The following is a 19,143-nucleotide window of genomic DNA, read 5'->3' on the forward strand; positions in this document are numbered from 1 at the left end:
CTCTCTATTTCTTTAATATGAATCCGAATTTATCCCATGCTTGTAAATAATCTAATAAGAAAATTTCTTCTTCTATAATTCGACCAACTACATTTGTTTTTCCTGTATTCACCATATCTTTTAATGCAATTTGTAATTCGCCCTTATACTGGCCATATTGTTCATTATCAATTAATAAATCTCCACGCTTAATTTCACGCGTATTATGAGGTTTAAACTCTTCTTTTTTATATTTCACACGACTTTGTGTAGAACGAATCATATATTCAGATACATCTCCGCGATAAAAATGTGGTTCGTCTAATACGATAATTCTTTCTAATTCTGTCGTTGTATCATATAGTTCTATATCAAATGTTTGTTTCTCTTTATTTAATGCACCTAGTGCTTGTAATTCTTCTTCTGACGCATATGCGTTTGCAATAATAACATCATCAATTAATTCCGTCGCAAATAAATGCTTCGCCTGTGTTGTCATCGGTAATTCACGATGCTGCTCTAATGTACATAACCCTTCTGTTACTGGCCAAGGTCCGTATGTTGCATCAAATGATGAAATAAAAGCAGCCGTTCTCATACCGTAATCTTTAAATTGTTTCGAGCATTTAATGAAATGATCGTATGATAACCCTGAATAACGATGCGGATAAAAATTATGACAACCAATTAAATTTTCACGATTTGGTCTATGACTCATAATGTTATCTACATACTTCGTACCATTACTCATATTAATCTCAATTTTCAAACCATACGGATTATAAGTCATAATTGATTCTTCTAATCCTGAGAAACCAACATCTAAACGAATACCGTACGCACCTAATTCATGGAAGAATGATAAATCATTATACGAAATACCAAATTGTTCAAAAACAGATGGACTAATATCAACTAATACTTGGAACCCTAATGCATTCGCATGAGAGATCGTTTCTTTAAATTCTTCTATAATTTTCTCTTTTTCTCCATCCACAGATAATAAACATGTGAACACACGTGTAAATCCATATTTACTTGCTAATGTTAAATACTCCTTATCTTTCTCTACTGTTGAATGTTCTGGATAAATAGAAATACCTAATCGTCTCATATGTACACGCCTCTTTCTTCATCATATTGTAAACCTTTTCAAATATATGTAGTGAAAAAGTATATCTCCCCTTCTTGTTCACTACTTTTTCGAATCCGCTTTCTTTAAAGAAAAAACAATTTCTATCATTCTTAACACCTACAAGTCTATACATCTATACTTTACATCTTTTTTTCATAGTTGTGTAGCTTTTACACAAATTTGTCAGTTTTTCGCCTTAAAAATTGTTATCCGTTTTCAAGACACCTTCCTTGACTGTTGCATTGGCCAATACATATACTCGAAAGAAAAGAGATAAAGTGAAACTTTAATCAGTGAGGGGGGTGTTCATCCCCCACTGATTATTAGTTGAACCAATCGGGCAGTTGATTTCCCACCTAACTTCTTTGCTCCAGTCCGATTTTGAGGTGGGAGTTTTACTGCCCGTGAATAGCGGGAAAATTTTATATAGGGGATGAATATATGGGAGAAGCAATACTCGTAAAACGAGAACCGTTATGGACAAAAGAGTTTGTTGCTTTAATTTTTGCAAACTTATGTATGTTTTTAGGGTTTCAAATGTTAATTCCAACCTTACCTGTTTATGTGAAAGAAATTGGTGGCACAAGTTCCAATATCGGATTTGTTGTCGGTATGTTTACCGTTGCGGCACTTTTTGTTAGACCGCTAACTGGGAACGCCTTGCAAAAATTTAATAAAAAAATCATTTTAATGATCGGTACTGCTATCTGTTTACTCGCTATGGGCAGTTACCTTTTCGCCTCAACTATCTTTCTCTTGCTTGCTGTTCGTATTTTACACGGAGCTGGTTTCGGTATTACAACGACTACATATGGAACTGTCGTTTCTGATTTAATTCCCTCAGCTCGCCGCGGAGAAGGCATGGGATATTTTGGCCTTTCTGGAACAATTGCAATGGCCCTCGGTCCACTTATAGGACTATGGCTCATGCAAACATATAACTTCACAATTCTTTTTTTATGTGCACTATCGTGCACAATTGTTTCGTTAATATTAACGAAACTACTTCAAATCCAAAAAACGAAACAGCCGCCACAACAATCATCTAGTACTTTTCTCGATGGATTTATTGAGCGTAAAGCTTTACTTCCTTCATTATTAATATTATGTATTACATTAATGTACGGAGGAATCGGAAGTTTTATCACACTATTTGCTACAGAAGTCGGCATAGCTGATATTAGCCTCTTCTTTTTATGTAATGCACTAGCAATTGCTGTAACTCGTCCATTCTCTGGAAGGCTATATGATGCGAAAGGCCATACATTCGTCATCATTCCGGGAGTTATTATAACGTTTACAGGCATTATTTTATTGTCGTATACGACGACAATTCCGAGCTTAATTATTGCTGCAGCATGTTACGGAAGTGGTTTTGGAGCGATCCAACCTGCACTACAAGCATGGATGATTGACCGCGTAGCACCGCATCGACGCGGCGTAGCAACAGCTACATTCTTCTCCGCATTTGACCTTGGAATCGGCGCTGGAGCGATTATATTTGGATTTATTGCTCATTTTACAAACTATGCAACTGTATATCGTTACTCCTCTCTATTACTTATTGCTTTTCTCTTCATTTACATTACAAGCATAAGAAAACAAAAGTATGGCGATAAAAACACGGAAAAAGCTGCTGGATAATCCAGTGGCTTTTTTATCGTGTTAAAAAAATTGTTTTCTCTCGTTTTGCTGTTATAAAACTACATGCATTTTCCTACATATTTTTTTAACTTTCATCAAAAAATATACGATGAACTCGCAGACGCTTTCCTTGATATTCAACTGAACAATACTATTCTAAAAAGTATGATTTCTTTACAAAATTAAGATTTATACAAGATGAAAACCAATAAAATACAGCTGTTTCTTTAAGGTATTGTAAACTTTTCTACCCTTTGTAAATTTAGTGTAAATTTTACTAGCAAACCGTTTACAGTGACTCAAGGTTCAGTTAATAATTACATCGTACATGAAATTTAAGGAGTGGAATGCGTGGAATATAATGTTCAAGATATGATCTTCCAGTTCATTGGTGGATTAGGTATTTTCTTATTCGGGATTAAATACATGGGCGATGGACTGCAACAAGCAGCTGGAGATCGTCTTCGTGATATTCTAGATCGTTTTACAACAAACCCACTCATGGGTGTACTAGCAGGTATGTTAGTTACGGTATTAATCCAATCAAGCTCAGGAACAACCGCTTTAACAGTCGGACTTGTAAGCGCAGGATTTATGACATTAAGACAAGCAATCGGTGTTATTATGGGTGCAAACATCGGTACGACAGTTACTGCATTTATTATCGGAATTAAAATCGGAGAATACGCTCTCCCAATTATGGCAGTTGGAGCTATCTTATTATTCTTCTTTAAAAATAAAAAAGTACATTCTTTAGGTCAAGTTATATTCGGCTTTGGTATGTTATTCTTCGGTTTGGAATTAATGAGCGCAGGTATGAAACCTCTTCGCTCTTTAGAATCATTCCAAGAATTAACGGTTAGTATGAGTGATAACCCAATTTTAGGAGTTGTTGTCGGTACAGTCTTCACTTTAATTGTACAAAGCTCAAGCGCAACAATCGGTATTTTGCAAGAATTATTCGGTCAAGGTGCAATCGATTTACAAGCTGCCCTTCCTGTATTATTCGGTGATAACATCGGTACAACAATTACAGCTGTATTAGCAGCAATCGGTACTTCTATTGCCGCAAGACGTGCAGCATTAGTTCACGTTATCTTTAATATCGTCGGTACAATTATATTTACGATTTTATTAGTACCATTTACAAGCTTAATTCAATATTTCCAAACATCATTAAACTTAAATCCAGAAATGACAATTGCATTTGCACACGGAACATTTAACGTAACAAATGCAGTTATTCAATTCCCATTCATCGCTGTATTAGCATGGATTGTAACAAAACTTATTCGCGGCGAAGACTCTGCTATTGATTTCAAACCGCAACATTTAAACCCAATCTTTATTGAGCAATCTCCAGCTATCGCTTTAACAGAAGCTCAAAAAGAAATTATCCGTATGGCTGAGTTTTCATTACATGGATTAAAAGAAGCAAACCAATTTTTAAATACACAAGACAAAAAACACGCTGACATGGCTACTCAATTAGAAGGAGCTATTAACAATTTAGATAAAAAAATTACCGAGTATTTAGTTCTACTATCTGAAAAGCCGCTTTCACCTACGGATTCTGAAAAACATTCCGTTTTAGCAGGTGTTGTTGGAGATATTGAACGTGTTGGTGATCATGTAGAAAACCTTGTAGAACTTGTAGATTTCCAAATTTCAAATCGTGTTTCACTATCAGACGAAGCATTAGGTGAATTAAACGAAATGCTGGAATTAACGATTTCAACACTGCAAGACTCAGTTGAAGCTTTAACAAACTTCGATACCGAACTAGCTCAAACTGTTATTGCAAAAGAACGCAAAATCGACCAAATGGAACGTGTTCTTCGTAAACGTCACGTATTACGTCTAAACGAGCGTAGCTGTTCAGGTGATGCAAGTATCATCTTCGTCGATATGGTAAGTAACTTAGAACGCATTGGCGATCACGCTGTAAATATCGCTGACGGTGTTTTAGGTGAACAAGGAAAAATCAATTTAAAACAATCATTATAATGAAGAAAAGAGACGCTACATTAAGCGTCTCTTTTTTCACTTTATTTTAACAACTGTTCTTCCTTTTAACTTTCCTTGCAATATAAGTGCAAACTTCTCATCTAATTCTTCTAATGTACATTCTTCTGTATAAGACGCTAACTTTGAATTTTCCCATTCATCCGCTAACAATGTCCACACATCTCTTCTCACATCCACCGGGCATTGCACGGAATCTATCCCTAAAAGGCTTATGCCTCGTAAAATAAACGGATATACCGTTGTATGTAATTCCTGTCCTGCCACATTACCGCATGTCGTTACACAACCACCATACTTTACTGTTTTTAAAGCTGTTTCTAACATATGTCCACCTACAGTATCGATAACTCCGGCGTATATCCCTTTTAACATTGGTCTTCCTGATTCATCATTCAATTCCGCGCGATGAATCACTTTTTTCGCTCCTAGACGTAGTAGCATCTGTTCCTCTTCCATTTTCCCTGTCGCTCCTACTACATTAAACCCTAACTTACTTAAAATACTAACAGCTACACTCCCTACGCCGCCTGTAGCACCAGTTACTAGAACGTCTCCCATACCAGGATTAATTCCTGCTCCAATAAGCTTATATACCGACAAAGCAGCAGTAAAACCTGCTGTCCCATACATCATACTTTCCTTTAATGACATTCCTTCTGGTAAAGGCACGACCCAAGATGATGGGACGCGAATATATTCTCCGAAACCACCAGAGGTATTCATACCTAAGTCATATCCCGTTACAATAACTTGATCTCCTACATTAAAGGAGTTATCTTCACTTCTCATAACTTCTCCTGCGGCATCAATTCCTGGCGTATGAGGATACGTTCTCGTAACACCTTTATTACCAGTAGCTGAAAGGGCATCTTTGTAATTTAATGAAGAATAATGAACTTGTATGAATACGTCTCCCTCAGGTAAACTACTTACTTCTCTCTCAACAACTTTTCTTACAAACTGATGATTTTCCGTTTCGTTCACAACGATTGCTCGGAATGATGTATGATTCATTATGCTCTCTCCTTTATCCGTCAAATTCTTCTTTATTATATAGAAGAAATAAGTAAGCTTACTCATTTCTTCTTGGCTATATTTCAACAAATCTTACTTCCCTATCACTTTCTCATAATATATATTTTCATTTCTACCAAAAGCCCTTATACTTATTCTACATCTAAAAAAGAATATATGGAAAATCTGACTTTTTATAAATAAATTGAATTTTTACGAAATGTAAATGATTTGTAATGTTTTTTTTCGCTAAATTTCATTATAATAAGTGGATATGAGTGTCGTATTTCAATCCAAATGAAGGAGTACAGGAAATGGAGCAAAACCCATCTTTGCAAGAAAATACACGCAGTAAACCGAACAAAAATAAGAAAAAAATAAAAATTATTATAAGCGCTATACTATTCGTTTTATTAATAGGTGGCGGTTATACTTGGTTTTTAGTAAATAAAGCATCTTCTGCTGTTCGAAATGCCGCACACGATTTAGCACGCGGTGATAAATCAGATTTACGAGATAAAGCTGTTAAACCTATTACAAATAACGTCTCTGTTTTAATAATGGGTGTTGATGAAAGCGATGTCCGAGGAAAAGAATATGGTGAAGCTATAAGAACAGACGCGCTTTTACTTGCAACATTTAATAAAGATAGCAAAACTGTTAAACTATTAAGTATCCCACGTGACACATATACTTATATTCCAATAGAAAAGAAAAAAGATAAAATTACACATGCTCATGCATTCGGTTCTGCTAAAAACGGAAAAAATGGTGGACCACAAGCAAGCATTGATGCAGTTGAAAAATTAATGAATGTTCCTGTCGATTATTTTGTGAAATTTAACTTTAAATCATTTATAAAAATCGTCGATGACTTGGGCGGTGTTGAAGTTGATGTACCAGTTGAATTTACTGAGCAAGATAGCAATGATAATGCTGAGGCAATTCACCTAGAAAAAGGTGTTCAAAAGTTAAATGGCGAAGAAGCTCTTGCTCTTGCTAGAACAAGACACATCGATAGTGATGCAATGCGTGGACAACGTCAACAACTCGTTATCGAAGCTATTTTAAAGAAACTAACAAATGCTGGTTCTGTAACAAAAGTTGGCAACATCATTGATGATATTAACGGACAATTCGTTACAAACTTAACATTTGATGATATGCTTTCATTCTATAAGTACGGATCGGATTCGGAAATTGAGAAATTACAAATCCAAGGTGATGATTGCTATATGGCAAAAGGTGACGATACATGTAGCAAATCTGCTGGTGGTGGTCGAACTTACTACTACAATCCAGATAAAAAAGAATTAGCTAATGTTACAAATGAACTTCGTACTCATCTTGGGCTACCTGCATATACAAAGTCTGACTCAGACTCTGATTCGAAAAAGACAAAAGAATCTAAGTCTGAAAATTCAAGTGAACGCGAATCAAGTAACAATGAAGTGAAAAATAAGAACAAAAATAGCAGTGAAGATACAGAAACATCGTCTAACGACAATGAATAGTAAAGAAGCAGTACTCTATGGAGGTAGAGTACTGCTTCTTTTTATTTCGTCAGAATCAAAAATCAGAACTTTCTAACTATCTTTTTTAATATTTTTAAATTATAATAAATAGTAGCAATCTATTCCAATTATCAGGGGGCTCATACATATGAAAGCTGCAGTAAAACATAACATCTCAGATTTTAAAGACTACTTAAAATCCAACGATATATACATGGAAGAAAATATAGATGAAAATGATGGCTCTGTTCATTTTTCAGTAGGATTAGAGACAGAAGCTGGCGCAAAAATTCAACTTATCGCTGCTTTCCAAAACGAACATCCTACGGTGGATATATACTGCTTCAATGTTGCTCACGTGCCTGATGCAACATCAACAAATGATATTTTACATGTCATTAATGAATTAAACACATCTTATCGCTTTGCAAAATTCACATTAAACAAGCAAAATGCAATTGATATTTCAGCATCTCTTGCATTCTCAGAACCAAACTTTAATCCAGCACTTGTCTTTGAACATACGAGAATGCTATATAAATTAGCAAATGACGAATATAAAAACTTAATGAAAGTTATTTGGGCATAAATAAAAGGATGGGCTACAAGCAGCCCATCCTTTTATTTCGATATCATATCAATCCACATTTTAACAGCAGTGCCTACAATCAAAATCGATAACATATATTGCAGTGCTTTTTGATTGGTCCCCTTCCCGACTCGCACTCCAAGCGGCGCAGCAAAGATACTTGCAACCGCAATAATAAGAGCTGGAATTACAACTACTTGACCAGTTATCACTTTTCCAGTCGTAATCCCTACTGAGGAAATAAACGTAATAGCGATAGATGTTGCTATTGTTGTACGTATCGGCAATTTTAAAATAACTAACATAATCGGTACTAATAAGAAAGAACCGCCAGCACCTATAATGCCTGATGCTCCTCCTACAATAAACGCTAACAAGCTTGCTAACCATTTATTATATGTCACTTCACCACTGTTATTTCGTTTCGGTACGAACATCATAATAGCAGCAATTGTTGCTAACGCTGCATAAACAACATTGACCGTATGTTCCTCTAATACGTTAGCACCAAAGCTCCCTATGAAACTTCCTATTAAAATACTAGCTCCCATATACACAACTAACGTTTTATCCATATCATTACTTTTCCGATAAGCCCATGCGCCTGCAAAAGTTGCAAAGAATACTTGTACCGCTGTAATACTACTCACTTCATGTGACGTATAACCAGTAAATCCTAACAATACTGGAATGTATAAGATCATCGGATAATTAATAATCGCACCGCCAATTCCAACCATTCCTGATATAAACGATCCTATAAACCCAATTATAAAAAGTAATAATACTAAACTCACCTTACATCCCCCTCCTTCTAAAAAGAAGGTGATTTAAATGAATAAGTTTACATTCCCATCCGAAGCATCTGCTAAATATGCCCCTACGCCTGCAAACTCTATCCCTTCCATAATCTCTTCCTCTTTTAACCCTAATAAATCTACTGTCATTTGACAAGCTACAAGTTTAATTCCTTGTTCTTTCGCCAAATCAATTAAATCTGGCAAAGGCATTGCGTTATGTTTTTTCATAATGCCTTTAATCATCTTTGGCCCCATGCCAGCAAAATTCATTTTGGATAATCCCATCTTATCGGCACCGCGTGGCATCATTTTTCCAAATACTTTTTCTATAAATGTTTTCTTTACATTCACATGTTCATCTTTCCTTAAAGCATTTAATCCCCAGAAAGTATGAAAAATAGTTACCTCTTGGTCATACGCCGCTGCACCATTTGCAATAATATAAGCAGCCATTGCTTTATCGTAATCTCCGCTAAATAACACGATTGTCGTTTTCTTCTGTTGTTCCATATTGTTCCTCCTTCGAATTACCTATAGGGGTATTTAATTATTTATAAAAAGGCTCAAACCTTTTATCTCTATGCTATATGACTTTACCTTCCCAAGCTAACATACCACCTACCATATTGATTGCTCGAAAACCGTAACCTTCTAAAAATTGAACGGCTCTTGCACTTCTCGCGCCAGAGCGACAAACGATAATATATTCTTTCTTTTTATTCAACTCATGCATACGAAACTCTAATATCCTTAGCGGAATATTACATGCTTCTGGAATTTTTCCTTCAGCTACTTCTTCTACTTCACGGACATCCACAATATTTACTGCTTCTTTACGTAATAATTTTTCTTCTAATTCTTTTGCTGTCATTTCTTTCATTTTAAAGTCCTCCTCACAAACCATTCATACCACCTGAAACATTGATAAGGTGCTGGAATCCTAATTTCTTTAATACCTTTGCCGCTTGCTTACTTCTCATCCCGCTCTGACAAATAACGATTACTTCCGCATTTTTATCTAATTGATTTGCTTTACTAGCTAACTCATTTAACGGGATATTTCGAAATCCCTTCATATGATTCCCTCTATATTCACCTACTGTACGAACATCGATAAATTGCTTCCCCTTTTTCCCCACTATACTCTTTAATTCTTTTCCACTTATATTTCGAACACCTTTTACCGGTAAAAAACGTGAAATAACAAATCCTGCAGCAAGTACAATGAAAAGCGTACTTAATATTGTGTTCATATAACTCCCCCTCTATATTTATAAAATTATTTCTTTACTACGCCTTCTTAATCCAAAACTTTAGTACATCGCCTTCTTCTTCATGCTTTACAATGTCATGACCACTTTTATTTGCCCACGCTGGAATATCCTTAACTGACCCTTTATCCGTTACATGTATTTCTAACACTTCTCCAGTGTCTAAAGCATCCATTGCTCTCTTTGTTCTTACAATCGGCATTGGACATGCTAAACCTTTCGCATCTAATACTTGTTTTATATTCATGATCAATTCCTCCAATTTGTTATTTTTATAATGACTCATGCACTGCACAACGATTTGGGCCAATCTCCATTTCTCGCTCTTCTTCCACACTCGGATGAATTTTCCCCATATTCGTTTGACGAATTTCTTCATATGCATTTGGTTGTGGCGGTAAGTTCTCTGTCACAGCTTTACGAAACTCTATTTCATCAGCAATATTTAACCCTACATTCTCTTTAAATAAATCTTGTAAGCTCGCACTCACAACACCTCTTTCATCCATTTCACTTATTTTTGAATAATGGGCTGGTAAAACAATTAAATCTTGAGACAGTTCCTTATAAAGTGTATATAACGTATTTCTTAAATCACTCACCCAATCTTCAGCCTTACCAGCAAGATCAGGACGCCCGATTGAATCTACAAATAAAATATCGCCTGATAATAAATAAGAATCATCAACAATGAATGACGTACTTCCAATCGTATGCCCTGGTGAGTATAATGCGTCAATTACAATTTTAGTACCCCCCACCGTAATAACAGATCCTTCAACAAGCGGTTCGTATGAGAAAACAACTTCCTCGGCATCTTTTGGCGGTAACCAATACGTACCACCTACCTTTTCAGCTAACTTACGTCCACCAGAAATATGGTCTGCATGTAAATGTGTATCCATTACATTCGTAATCGTAACGCCATGCTCTTTCACAAACTCTTCATATGCCTCGGCTGTCCTTACCGCATCAATAACTGCTGCTTCACCGTTAGAAACAACCATATAAGATAAACAGCCTTTTCCAAGACGATTAAATTGATATATACTTCCGCCGCCCTGTACATCCCCTACTTTTAACGGCTTCACATATTCACTCCAAGCTTTCATGCCACCAGCTAAATAATAAATATTTTGTAATCCCGCCTCTGTTAATTGCTCTGCCACAAATATAGAAGACCCTTCTTTTGCACATACTACTAAAACATCTTTATCTTTAGGTAATTCACTTACAATATGATCTACACCATCTAACAAGTCAAAGTAAGGTTTGTTAATAGAAGAAACTTGTTTCCCTTCTATTTTCCAATCTTCATAATCCGCCTCATTACGAACATCTAAAATAAATAACTCTCCGAATAACACTTTCTCTGCAACATCTTTTGCTTGTAACGGTTTAACATTCATCTTATTACCCCCATAGGTATATTTTCGTTCAAAAAAATTTACTTCTCTATATTCCCTTGCCACTCTACCATACCTGGAATGACATTTTTCACATTTAAATAACCTTTCTCATTCAACATTTGGCAAGCTATATCACTGCGATTACCAGTTCGGCAAATAACATAAATTTGCTTCGTCTCATCTAACACTGCGCTGTCTAATTCACCTAATGGTACCGAAATGGCGGATGGAATATGGCCAAAAGAAAATTCCGCTGCTTCGCGAACATCTAATACAATGCTCTCTTCTCCATGAGACAATATAGACTGTAATTCTGCATTCGTAATTGTATGAGGATATTTCACAACTTCATTCACTTCATGCTCGTTTGCTTTCCTAACATAATGCACCAATACATCCCCCTCTTGTTTCGTCCCGATATATTGATGTCCTACTTTACTCGCCCAACTTTTTATATCTACCGTAGATCCTTTATCTGTTGCCTTAACTTCAATCACTTGCCCTGGTGCCAATCCTTCTATCGCCTTCTTCGTTTTCACAATAGGCATCGGACAAGCCAAACCTTTACAATCTAAACTCATATCCACTTTTATACTCATAATCGATTCCTCCACAATTCACATACATATACCTGTATGGGTATATTAAAATGTTTTTGAAAATCTGTCAACACTTACGTTTGACAGATTATCGGCTTTTTACAAGTAATTGAACAGCTTCTTTAATTAACTCTTCATTTGAACCATTACCACTTTCAAACTGTTCACGCAAACATTGCTCTAAATTCGTTCCAACAACGAGTCCAATTGTACGATCAAGTGCAGAACGAGATGCCGTTAACTGTGTAATAACCTCTCGGCAATCTTTTCCTTCTTCCATCATACGAAGCACACCACGAACTTGACCTTCAATACGTTTCAATCTATTTTTCATATCTTGATTATATTCCACTATAGACCACCTCCGTAATCGTAACTATATTATACATTACTTTATAACTTTGTATAATATCATATACCCTTAAGGGTATATTGTAAAGGATTTACTTTTTTAAATTTTTTTCAACTACTTTACTTACCAATAAAAAACGAATCCAAATAGATTCGTTTTTTACAATGATATATTTATTACTCTCGATTCATCTCTGTCTTTAACTCTAACTATTTACGTCTTACTATTCGGCAAAAATATAATATATTTTCCCTTCATTACATTACTCCAAATAACTTTTCCTTCTTCGTCTGTTTTCCCTATTGAGATCCCAATTTCTTTACTGGGCTCAGGTGATTCGTCTTTCATAAGTATAATTTCAAAATTTTTTATTGGCTGTTTTTCTTTATTTTTAACATAAAAAGATAAATACGGTGCTTGTCCTCCATTACGCCATGGAGTTGCAATAAAATTTGTCGCCCATCTACCAATTTCTTTATTGTAAATACAATGTCCAGCTGTAAGTACTGTATCTTTACTAATTAGTGCTCCTGTACATCCATAAATTTCTCCACTATTATACTGAGTTGCTACATGGACTGTAGCGCTAATTCTATCATTAACCCGTATTCGATCATTTATTCCTATAAGAGAATAGGTAAGAATGTTGGATGAATAACTTAACTTACTATTTTCCAAATATGCTCCCCAATCTTCCCCACCATGTTTTCGCCCTTCAAATGAGGGCGAAACAAGATCTTCTCCCCTTCGATCATTACTATACAATAATTGTTCTTGAAACAGTTCACGTTCTCCCTCATTTGAAACCGATGTCCACGGTACATCTTCTGCATAGACCTTTTGATTCACCAAAAATACTATACAAAAAAAGATAAAAAGAACACCAAAACTATAAAGAGCCAACATATATCTTATAGAAATAAAGCTATACAACATAACTTACCTCCTATACAAGTGATAGCAAACAATTGAGGATCCCTTTATAAATTCTAGTTTTTCTTTTTCCAGAAGTCAACGTAATTAATAATGATAATCATTATTAATTACGTTGACTTAACAAACTCAAACAATTAGTCATATTCTTTACCTTAAGTAAAAAATATAAATAAATTTTTCAAATAAAAAGAACGGACACAGTATCCTATGTCCATTCTTTTCATCACACATACTTCCGATGCACCATCTTCCCATCATAAGAAAACACAACGCCCTTACTTTCCACAATCGACTCCATATGCACCGTTCTTCCCCATAACTGATGAATGTATGGCAGTACTTTTTCTAAGTATTTTAAATCGAGCTCAATTCCTTCGTAACTATGTTTAATGTACAACTCTCCGTTCTTTAAGTAGTCACCATCTTCTACTACTAAGTACGGGAAGCCACCATTTGTACGCATATTTACGAGCTGATCACGTACATGTTCCCACTCTTTATCTATTACCTTATATTCTTTTCCTTGGCGTTGGAATAAGTACATATCTTCTCTCATTACGAGATCTTTGTTTAAGTAGTTCCTTAAGAATGATACATCCCATTCGATTTCGCGTACTTCAAAGATTTTGTCACGGCCAGATCCTGGTTTTACACCGCGTCGTTTCATTTCTTCTGTCGGGTTATTGTAGCGCTCCTCTATATCTTCAAACATTTTAATACCTAGGTAGTATGGGTTAATACTTGTTTTTGATGGTTGAACTACACCTGCATTAAGCTTTGCGAATTCAATCGCTTCAGAAGATGTTAAGTCCATTTCACGGAGTATGCGTTGATGCCAGTATGATGCCCAGCCTTCATTCATAATTTTTGTTTCAAGCTGCGGCCAGAAATATAGCATTTCCTCACGCATCATCGTTAATATATCTCGCTGCCAATCTTCTAGCTCACGGCTATATTCTTCAATGAAGAGGAGTAAATCTTTCTCTGGTTGCGGCGGAATTTTCTTCTTTTTATGCATATTAGGTCGTTCTCTCTTTTTGTTTCGATTATCTAAATTCCATAAGTCATCGTACTGTGATATCTTTTTCTTTTCTACATCCTCTTCTAAATCTTCAATACTCCACGCAAGTTTTGGACGCATAATCGATGGGTCAATATGCTCTTGAATGGCAAGTACGGCATCTAAAAATGTTTCTACCTCTGCTTTTCCGTACTTATGCTCATACGCTTTCACACGGTCCGCTGTTGCCGCCATACTTTCTACCATATCTCGCTTCGTATTTGAAAAACGAATATTATTTTTGAAGAAGTCACAGTGTGCTAAAACGTGCGCTACAATTAATTTGTTTTGAATTAAAGAGTTCGTATCTAATAAAAAGGCGTAACATGGATCAGAGTTAATAACGAGTTCGTATATTTTACTAAGACCTAAATCGTATTGTAATTTCATTCTGAAAAACTGTTTTCCAAAACTCCAATGTGAAAACCGCGTTGGCATCCCATATGCACCAAATGTATAAATAATTTCCGCTGGACATATTTCATAACGCATCGGATAAAAATCAAGCCCAAATCCCGTCGCAATTTCCGTAATTTCCGCAATCGCATATTGCAGTGCTTTATCGTCACTTGCTCTCATTATTTTCCCTCCTTACACTTTCCCTTAAGAAAGTGTATGATGAAAAACAAGCTTTCATGAGGATTGATTGCATAATAAAAAGACACCCCCGCAAAAACGAGAATGTCTCATCTATTAACCTTCAATAATCTCCATCTTCTCCGTAATCGGAGTACGAGCTTTTCCTTCTGGCGCTTTATCGAAATAGCCGATATGAAGAATTCCAACGATACGTTGTCCTCTTGTTAAACCGATTCCTTCTATAAATAATGGATTGTAGTTCAATCCGCCTGATTTCCAAACGCAACCTAATCCGCGTTCCCAAGCAAGAAGCTGGAAGTTTTGCATAAATGCACATGTTGCAGCGTAATCTTCGTCACGCTGAATTTGACGCGGATCTTCATTTATATATACAACGATTTGTGCAGGCGTGCTTAAGAAACGATCTGATAAAATTTTACCGCGCTTTGCTCTTTCTTCTTCTGTGAAAGAGTTTAATACTGCATCTACTAATTTCTTGCGGCCTTCTCCAATGTATAATTTACAATTCCATGGTTCACGATATTTATGATTCGGTGCCCACGTTGCGTCGTTTAATAGTTCAATTAATAACTCTTTATCTACCGCTTTGTCTGTAAATGTACGAACAGAGCGCCTTTCTTTAATCACATTAGCGATGGAAGTATATGTAGTCATATTTATCTCTCCCTTATTTTTATCTATATGTATAAGTTTATTGTTGGCATTGATATTGATTTTCAATTTCGATTATACCTTAGTTTTTTACTATTAATCAATGTTTTATGTTGGAAAACTTCTAAAAACGTCATTTCATACTGTGAATAAAAAAACTTAACTTGTTCACAAGTATTTCACATTTTATGGAAATGATATGTGTACAGTTTTCTACATTATCCATCTAGGAGGAGTTTACATGTACAAAAAAATCGCAGTAAGTATGACTATGGCAGCATTATTATGCGGGATATCCACCTTCCCTACGTCCGCTGCCACGCCAAAAGAAGTAACAATGCATCATCATAAACCAATTTCAGAAGAAGAAATGCAATCGCTAGAAAAACTTGGCTATAACAAACATGAAATTTGGAGAGCTGCTCACATTGCAAGAATCAGTAAACAAGAAATAAAAGATGTTTTATCTTACTATAAGCAAAATAAATCTTGGGAGAAAACAGCCGAGCATTTCGGTGTAGATCCAAGTAAGCTGAAAAAGCATCATCTGAATAAAGAAACAAAGCAAGCACTGCTACAACAGTTAGCAACTATGCAAAAATCCACACCGGATCAGCTAAAGCAAAAAATGAAAGAATATAACATCAAATTGCGTCATCTTACTGTGTTAACAATCATCTCTCAAAAAAGCAATACCCCTCTTGATGATGTATTAAAAATGAAAAAAGATGGAATGGACATTAAACAAATTGCCGAAAAATTAAATGTAAAAAGAGAAGATATACGAGCGGAAATGATGAAATTAGTGAAGTCTATTAAAGAACAAAAAACAAATTAAAATGCTAAAAAGGAAGAGCCATTCACCACTCTTCCTTTTCTTTATGAACTTTCAATTTTTAAGTATAAATTCCCGTCTTTCCCAAAAACTAACACAAGTAAATGATGTAAGTTAGGGGTGAGAAAATGTTCGGTTTATCATCTAAGAAATCAAAAAAGACTAATACAAAAACACTTTGTTCTATCCCAGAATTTATACAAACCATGAAAGAATCAAGCGATTTTGTTTCTTATAACGTACTTGAAGATGCAACGTTATGCTTGTTTTATTATAAATCTGTCGTGGAAGCACTTATTATTAAACAATTTATTTTAACTCCTCTAAAAAAAGAATCGGAACAAATTCAAAATATCTCTGATTTATGTAATATCGTCTCTATTGAAGATATTATTACCTCCCCTTCTATTGATGATATTCGTGAGAAATTATTAGGTGGATATATTTTAATACGCTTAAAAAACAATTCGAATCCCGATCAATATGCTTTAATTCGTGCTGAAAGTACTGTTTTAGGAACACGATTATATAACGATACAGAAAATGAGTATAGCGTAATCGGGCCTAAAATCGGTTTTGTTGAAAACCTTGATACAAATATACACTTATTACGCCGAAATATTGTAACGGAGCAACTCATTTTTAAAGAAGTTATCGTCGGATCTATATCAAAAACGAAAGTAGCAGTTGCTTATATAGAAGGAGTTACAAATGAACAATTTATCAACACCGCAATACAACGGCTAGAAGACATTGACTTTGATGTCCCATTTGATTCAACTATGATTGAGCAATTTATTAGTGATAATAGCAATTCACCTTTTCCTGTTCTATTACCTACAGAACGATTAGATCGAGCTGTATTTGCGTTAATTAACGGGGAAGTTTTGATTTTAACAGATGGCTCTCCATATGCTTTATCAGGACCAACAACGTTACTGGATTTTTTCATTTCACCAGAAGATTATTATTTACCGTGGATGATTGGATCGTTCTTTCGTATTATTCGTTTTTTTGGGGCTATATTTTCTCTTTTTTCCTCCGCTATTTATACAGCGGCTTTAACATATCATTATCAAATGATTCCTGCCGATTTACTAGGTCCTATTATTTTCTCGAGAGCTAACGTACCTTTCCCTCCTATTCTAGAAGCACTCTTTTTAGAAATTACAATCGAATTGCTTCGTGAAGCAGGAGCACGTTTACCAACGAAAGTCGGACAAACGATTGGGATTGTTGGGGGGATTGTAATTGGCCAAGCATCCGTGGAGGCGGCTTTGACAAGTACAATTTTATTAATTGCAGTCGCTTTATCCGCTCTTGCATCTTTCACAACACCAACCGTAAAGATGTCTTCTACTATCCGGTTATTACGCTTTCCACTTATTCTTTTAGCCGGTGCATTCGGAGGATTAGGCCTTATTGTCGGATTTGTATTCATTTTAGCTCATTTAATTAAATTAAAATCACTTGGATCACCTTATTTATTACCTTTATATCCATTTCGTGGTTTAGGTACAGCAGAAGGTTTTCTTCGATTACCATTTAGTCAAACGGCTCAAAGACCTTCTTTTCTTAGACCAAAATCAAAATGGCGCTATAATCCAAACAAAGCGAAGCAAAAACGTGATGGTGAGAATGAATGAAAAAAATTTTATTGCACCTTATCATTATCTTCTTCATTTTACAAACTGGCTGTACACAAACCTATATAGTGGATACACAGCGTATTATTCATATTGCTGGATTTGACATCACAAAAAACAAAAGATTCCAAGGAACTATCTTATTCCCTGAATACACACATGGTGTAAAGTCTAAGCCAGAGACGCAATCAACATCTGCTCGTTCCCTTGAAACAATCGCTTCACGATTAAATGCGAAATCTCCTCACAATGGCGTTGTAGGTCAAATGCGTGTCGTCCTATTTGGAAAAACGCTAGGAGAACGCGGAATGGGAGAAATTATTACTAACTTACAACGTGACCCAAATATCGGGCGTGATGTACAACTAGCAATTGTAGATGGATCGGCTGAAGAGCTTTTAAATTACGGAAAAAAAAATGGTTCTTTATATATTGCCGATTTACTCGAGCAAAATATACGAAATGAGAACATTCCACAAACCACATTAAACATTTTTTTATATAATTATTACTCTTCTGTATGTGATGCCTATGTTCCTTATATTAAAATGGACGATAATCATTCTATCGCTGTCAAAGGACTTGCCTTTTTAAAAGGCGATAAAGTAGTCATGTATACAGATAAAAGACATTCTGTTTTAGCAAAATTACTTATTAATCCTACGAAAAATGGACGTTACGAAGCAGCAATAAAAAAAGATAAGCATAAAGGTATGGTTGTTATACAAAACTTAGCTGGAGAAAACAAGTATGATATAGATCAAACTGGCGACATACCAAAAGTAAAAATCCATTTAAAATTAAATGGATTAATTAAAAACTCCCCCAATTGGATTGATTTAAGAAAAAAAACAAATATCAACTATATAAGAAAACAAATTGAACGAAATGTTGAAAAAGACTGCGAAGATTTAATAAAACAATTTCAAGAAAAGGAAATTGATCCTTTAGGAATACGAGATGAAATTAGAAGCCATACGAGAAAATGGAATATAAAACAAATTCGAAATATGTATAAAAATGTAGCAGTAGATATAAATTTAGATCTTAATATTGTACAATCTGGAATCGGTGAATAGTG

20 protein-coding genes are annotated in these 19,143 nt (G+C 35.2%); 7 read left to right on the forward strand and 13 right to left on the reverse strand.

Annotation, left to right across the window (positions count from 1 at the left end):
* Positions 1-4: 4 nt before the first annotated feature.
* The gene (locus CN409_RS19810) at positions 5-1,093 is read right to left on the reverse strand and encodes a DUF871 domain-containing protein (RefSeq protein ID WP_086390992.1); all 1,089 of its coding nucleotides are present in this window, start codon (positions 1,091-1,093) and stop codon (positions 5-7) included.
* A 462-nt stretch (positions 1,094-1,555) separates the two neighbouring features.
* On the opposite strand from CN409_RS19810, the gene CN409_RS19815 reads away from it, so the two are divergent.
* Both CN409_RS19815 and CN409_RS19820 read left to right on the forward strand, forming a co-directional pair.
* Positions 1,556-2,758 (forward strand): MFS transporter, encoded by a 1,203-nt coding sequence (locus CN409_RS19815; protein ID WP_000503241.1) that lies wholly within the window; start codon positions 1,556-1,558, stop codon positions 2,756-2,758.
* Positions 2,759-3,109: 351 nt separating this feature from the next.
* Entirely contained in the window at positions 3,110-4,765 is a 1,656-nt protein-coding gene (locus tag CN409_RS19820; RefSeq protein WP_000456251.1) for a Na/Pi cotransporter family protein, read from the forward strand.
* Between the two features lie 36 nt (positions 4,766-4,801).
* Here CN409_RS19820 and CN409_RS19825 read toward each other — a convergent pair whose 3' ends face one another.
* Positions 4,802-5,887: a YhdH/YhfP family quinone oxidoreductase gene (locus tag CN409_RS19825; RefSeq protein ID WP_140161827.1), complete on the reverse strand. Its 1,086-nt coding sequence runs from the start codon at positions 5,885-5,887 to the stop codon at positions 4,802-4,804.
* Positions 5,888-6,114: 227 nt separating this feature from the next.
* Between CN409_RS19825 and CN409_RS19830 the strand changes: the two genes are divergently transcribed.
* Positions 6,115-7,314, forward strand: a complete 1,200-nt coding sequence (locus CN409_RS19830) for an LCP family protein (RefSeq protein WP_000437427.1) — start codon at positions 6,115-6,117, stop codon at positions 7,312-7,314.
* Between the two features lie 148 nt (positions 7,315-7,462).
* A complete protein-coding gene (locus CN409_RS19835) occupies positions 7,463-7,903 on the forward strand; it encodes a hypothetical protein (RefSeq protein WP_000642361.1) in 441 nt (146 codons plus the stop codon).
* A 32-nt stretch (positions 7,904-7,935) separates the two neighbouring features.
* Here the strand turns inward: CN409_RS19835 and CN409_RS19840 are convergent, their stop codons facing one another.
* The 11 genes from CN409_RS19840 to CN409_RS19895 form a co-directional block, all read right to left on the reverse strand.
* Complete coding sequence (locus tag CN409_RS19840; RefSeq protein ID WP_000060625.1) at positions 7,936-8,700, reverse strand: sulfite exporter TauE/SafE family protein; 765 nt, start codon at positions 8,698-8,700, stop codon at positions 7,936-7,938.
* A 33-nt stretch (positions 8,701-8,733) separates the two neighbouring features.
* Entirely contained in the window at positions 8,734-9,213 is a 480-nt protein-coding gene (locus CN409_RS19845) for a DsrE/DsrF/DrsH-like family protein (RefSeq protein WP_000437740.1), read from the reverse strand.
* Positions 9,214-9,286: 73 nt separating this feature from the next.
* Positions 9,287-9,583, reverse strand: a complete 297-nt coding sequence (locus CN409_RS19850; protein ID WP_000661799.1) for a rhodanese-like domain-containing protein — start codon at positions 9,581-9,583, stop codon at positions 9,287-9,289.
* A 13-nt stretch (positions 9,584-9,596) separates the two neighbouring features.
* A complete protein-coding gene (locus tag CN409_RS19855; RefSeq protein ID WP_001092313.1) occupies positions 9,597-9,956 on the reverse strand; it encodes a rhodanese-like domain-containing protein in 360 nt (119 codons plus the stop codon).
* 37 nt (positions 9,957-9,993) lie between these two features.
* Positions 9,994-10,221, reverse strand: a complete 228-nt coding sequence (locus tag CN409_RS19860) for a sulfurtransferase TusA family protein (protein WP_001022560.1) — start codon at positions 10,219-10,221, stop codon at positions 9,994-9,996.
* A 25-nt stretch (positions 10,222-10,246) separates the two neighbouring features.
* Entirely contained in the window at positions 10,247-11,383 is a 1,137-nt protein-coding gene (locus tag CN409_RS19865) for an MBL fold metallo-hydrolase (RefSeq protein ID WP_086390991.1), read from the reverse strand.
* Positions 11,384-11,421: 38 nt separating this feature from the next.
* The gene (locus CN409_RS19870) at positions 11,422-11,982 is read right to left on the reverse strand and encodes a sulfurtransferase TusA family protein (protein WP_000023954.1); all 561 of its coding nucleotides are present in this window, start codon (positions 11,980-11,982) and stop codon (positions 11,422-11,424) included.
* A gap of 88 nt (positions 11,983-12,070) precedes the next feature.
* Entirely contained in the window at positions 12,071-12,334 is a 264-nt protein-coding gene (locus tag CN409_RS19875; protein ID WP_000456206.1) for a metal-sensitive transcriptional regulator, read from the reverse strand.
* A gap of 213 nt (positions 12,335-12,547) precedes the next feature.
* Positions 12,548-13,270, reverse strand: coding sequence for a DUF2606 family protein (locus CN409_RS31510; RefSeq protein ID WP_141527716.1), 723 nt, complete (start codon positions 13,268-13,270; stop codon positions 12,548-12,550).
* 223 nt (positions 13,271-13,493) lie between these two features.
* Positions 13,494-14,909: a stage V sporulation protein SpoVR gene (gene spoVR, locus CN409_RS19890; protein WP_097980891.1), complete on the reverse strand. Its 1,416-nt coding sequence runs from the start codon at positions 14,907-14,909 to the stop codon at positions 13,494-13,496.
* A 114-nt stretch (positions 14,910-15,023) separates the two neighbouring features.
* On the reverse strand, positions 15,024-15,584 hold the full coding sequence (locus CN409_RS19895) for a nitroreductase family protein (RefSeq protein WP_000214814.1): 561 nt from the start codon (positions 15,582-15,584) through the stop codon (positions 15,024-15,026).
* 238 nt (positions 15,585-15,822) lie between these two features.
* On the opposite strand from CN409_RS19895, the gene CN409_RS19900 reads away from it, so the two are divergent.
* From CN409_RS19900 to CN409_RS19910, 3 genes are all read left to right on the forward strand, one after another.
* Positions 15,823-16,419, forward strand: coding sequence for a hypothetical protein (locus CN409_RS19900; protein ID WP_140161824.1), 597 nt, complete (start codon positions 15,823-15,825; stop codon positions 16,417-16,419).
* Positions 16,420-16,544: 125 nt separating this feature from the next.
* Positions 16,545-18,062 (forward strand): spore germination protein, encoded by a 1,518-nt coding sequence (locus tag CN409_RS19905; RefSeq protein ID WP_086390989.1) that lies wholly within the window; start codon positions 16,545-16,547, stop codon positions 18,060-18,062.
* Positions 18,059-19,141, forward strand: coding sequence for a Ger(x)C family spore germination protein (locus tag CN409_RS19910; RefSeq protein ID WP_097980892.1), 1,083 nt, complete (start codon positions 18,059-18,061; stop codon positions 19,139-19,141). The genes CN409_RS19905 and CN409_RS19910 overlap by 4 nt, the downstream gene beginning before the upstream one ends.
* Positions 19,142-19,143 lie beyond the last annotated feature (2 nt).

This window comes from Bacillus sp. AFS012607, assembly GCF_002558005.1.
Lineage (GTDB): Bacteria > Bacillota > Bacilli > Bacillales > Bacillaceae_G > Bacillus_A > Bacillus_A thuringiensis_S.